This window comes from Mycobacterium sp., assembly GCF_051006775.1.
GTDB lineage: Bacteria > Actinomycetota > Actinomycetes > Mycobacteriales > Mycobacteriaceae > Mycobacterium.
This window is the reverse complement of record NZ_JBPCSX010000091.1, coordinates 1-2,740: the sequence shown is the minus strand read 5'-3', so window position 1 is coordinate 2,740 and position 2,740 is coordinate 1. Positions and strand designations below refer to the sequence as shown.

Sequence of the window (2,740 nt, the reverse complement as noted above, 5' to 3'; positions counted from 1 at the left end):
GGCCTACGGCGGGCTGCTGGCCGCTCAGGCGTTGGCCGCCGCCTGCCGCACCGTCGACACCGACCGGTCACCCACCGCCGCGCATATGCAGTTCCTGCGCGGCGGGGACGCCGGTATCCCGGCGCGCTGCGACGTCGAACGGGTCCATGACGGACGCACCACCTCCTCACGCCGGGTGCTGGCGCGTCAGGACGACCGGCTGTTGGCCAGCGCCACAGTGCTGTTCGCGGTGCCGGCCCCCGGGCCCGAGCACGCCGACCGGCCGTCGCCGACGGAGGACCCCGAGTCCTTGGAGCGCACCGGGCCGATCGGGCCTGCGCCGGCCCTGCCGCTCGACGCAATCGACATCCGGATCCGCGACCATCGGTCCGGCGACGAGTTCGTGCGCAACCTGTGGTGGCGGGTCACCTCCGAGTTGCCCGACGATCCGGCGCTGCACGCATGCATTGCACTGTTCGTCACCGACATCTATGGCGTCGATCCGGTACTCGCGGTGCACGGCCATTCGATGACCGACCGCAGTCATCACGCCGCAACCACCGACTCGTCGGTCTGGTTTCACGACCGCATCCATGCCGACCGGTGGAACCTGCTGCAGTCCCGCTCACCGGCGGCCGGCCGCGGCCGCGGGGTGATGACGGCCGGGCTGTTCGGCGCCGACGGTGCGCGGGTGGCGACCATCGTGCACGAGGGCCAGGCAGTCACCCGGCAGAGCTAGAAGGGCGGCGGATCCTGCGCCCAGCGCTGTTGGTTGAGCCCGCGTTCCCAGGCGATCCGCGCCTCGCGTTCGGCGGCGCGGCTGCGGCGGCGGGTCGGCATCATCAGGGTGCGACCGGGACGCGAATCAGTCTGTTGCGCAACGGTAGTCAGATTTTCGGTGGGCGTCGCGAACTGGGGGAAGAACGCTGCTCCGCCCGGGGTGGTGGTGTAGGTCCGCCCGCTCGGGGAGGTCCAGGTGATCGTGCCGTCCGGATACTGCACGTCGGTCCATCCCGGCCAGAAGGTCTTCAAAAGATGATGCAGCCGGCACAGCAGTTTGTTGTTGGACGGGTGGGTGGGCCCGCCGAGACCCCACGGCACGGTGTGGTCCACATCGCAGACCTCGGCGGGCTTGTCACAGCCGGGGAAGCGGCAGGTCAGGTCGCGGCAGCGGACGAAGTCCGCCAGGGCCGCCGAGGGGCGGTAGTTCGGCTCGGCGGTGAACTGCCAGGGGGCCTTCAGTTGCCGGACCCGGGCCCGCCCGGCCAGGTCGCGCACCGCCTCGGCGGGCAGCGATCCGTACCCGGGCAGGAAGCCGGGTGTGTCACCGCCGGCCAGGGTGGCGGCCTCGGCCAGTACGTGAATGACCACCGCACCGGAAGGTGCCACCGACGCGCCCGGGCAGTCCCGGGCACCGCAATCGCACCCCAGTTTCCTCGGCCCGGCGCCGAGTGCACACAGCGCGTCGGCGCGGCGTTGGTCCTTGGTGCGGGTGTCGGCGCTGCAGACGGTAGCGGCGATCTCGTTGAGTGTGCGGTCGAGGATGGCGGCGTCCGCGGCGCGTAGCGCACCCCAGAACTCCACCATCCCGTTGCGGGTCTCACCGAAGGTGATGTGCCGCTCGGCCTCGGCGGACCTCGCCACCCGCTGGGCGGCCGGGTCGAAGTGGCAGACCCAGCGGTCCACCAGCTGGGCCACCTTCTTCCGGGAGAGGGCGTTCCATCCTCCGGCGAGGGCCGCCAGTTTCGCGTCGATCTGCGCCAGTAACGCTGGATCGGTGATCAGCCCGGTCCGGAACACGATGGCCGCCACCACACGAAAGTCGATGTCACCGGCGGCGAACACCGCCGCAACCCGGGGCAGCCGTTCGAGCAGTTCGACCCCGTAGTTCATCTGCGACGAGGCCCGGTTGCGGCTGATGCCCAGCTCGGCGCCGACCTCGGCTGCCACCGCCTCCCAGTTGTCGACGCACCAGTTCAGCCGCTCCATCTCATCGGCGCCGGCCATCCGCATCTGACACAACCGACCGGCGGCGAGCAGCCGCTGGGCCACGGCCCTGCGCTCGGCGCGCTGACCCTCCCGCATCGAGGTCAGCAGCCCCCGGTCATCAAGATCATCGAACATACATTCGATACTAGGTATGCACTCTGACAAGAATCAGTGCTCGGCGATCTCCAGCTCGAGCAGTTCCGCCAGCCGCTCCCGGGCGGCTTCCTTGCGGGTGGGCAGATGCCCGGACGGGAACAGCGTGTCCACCGGTTCGTACTCCCGCAGCGTGCGCCGCGCCACCGTCAGCTTGTGCACCTCGGTGGGGCCGTCGGCGATCGCCAGTGACTGCGAGGCCACCAGCATCTTGACGAACGGCATCTCATCAGACACACCCAGGGAGCCGTGCAACTGCATGGCCCGCATCACCACATCGTGCAGCACCCCGGGCATCGCGACCTTGACCGCGGCGATATCGCGGCGCACCTTCTGATAGTCGTGGTACTTGTCGATCTTCCACGCGGTCCGCAGCACCAGCAGTCGGAACTGCTCGATCTGAATCCAGCTGTCGGCGATCTTCTCCTGTGTCATCTGGAAATCGCCCAGCGGGCCCTTGCGGGTCTGCCGGGACACCGCCCGCTCGCACATCATGTCGAAAGCCTTGCGCGCCATGGCGATCGTCCGCATCGCATGGTGCACCCGTCCGCCGCCGAGCCGGGTCTGCGCAATCGCGAACGCCTGACCCTCGCCACCGAGCACATGATCGGCCGGCACC

At 69.5% G+C, this 2,740-nt stretch carries 3 protein-coding genes; 1 reads left to right on the top strand and 2 read right to left on the bottom strand.

Translation table 11 applies throughout. The features are described 5' to 3' along the window. On the top strand, positions 1–718 hold a 718-nt coding region (locus ACR2JI_RS06765), incomplete at its 5' end, for an acyl-CoA thioesterase (protein ID WP_526389314.1). On the opposite strand, the gene ACR2JI_RS06760 is transcribed toward ACR2JI_RS06765, so the two are convergent. Together ACR2JI_RS06760 and ACR2JI_RS06755 are read right to left on the bottom strand one after the other, a co-directional pair. Then, positions 715–2,103, bottom strand: a complete 1,389-nt coding sequence (locus tag ACR2JI_RS06760) for an HNH endonuclease signature motif containing protein (RefSeq protein ID WP_526389313.1) — start codon at positions 2,101–2,103, stop codon at positions 715–717. The genes ACR2JI_RS06765 and ACR2JI_RS06760 overlap by 4 nt on opposite strands. Before the next feature lie 33 nt (positions 2,104–2,136). Beyond that, positions 2,137–2,740: acyl-CoA dehydrogenase family protein (locus ACR2JI_RS06755; protein WP_526389312.1), on the bottom strand; the 604-nt coding region annotated here is incomplete at its 5' end.

Excerpts from the sequence above, each read along its gene's own strand:
- ACR2JI_RS06760 (WP_526389313.1), bottom strand. The coding sequence starts at position 2,103 with ATGTTCGATGATCTTGATGACCGGGGGCTGCTGACCTCGATGCGGGAG.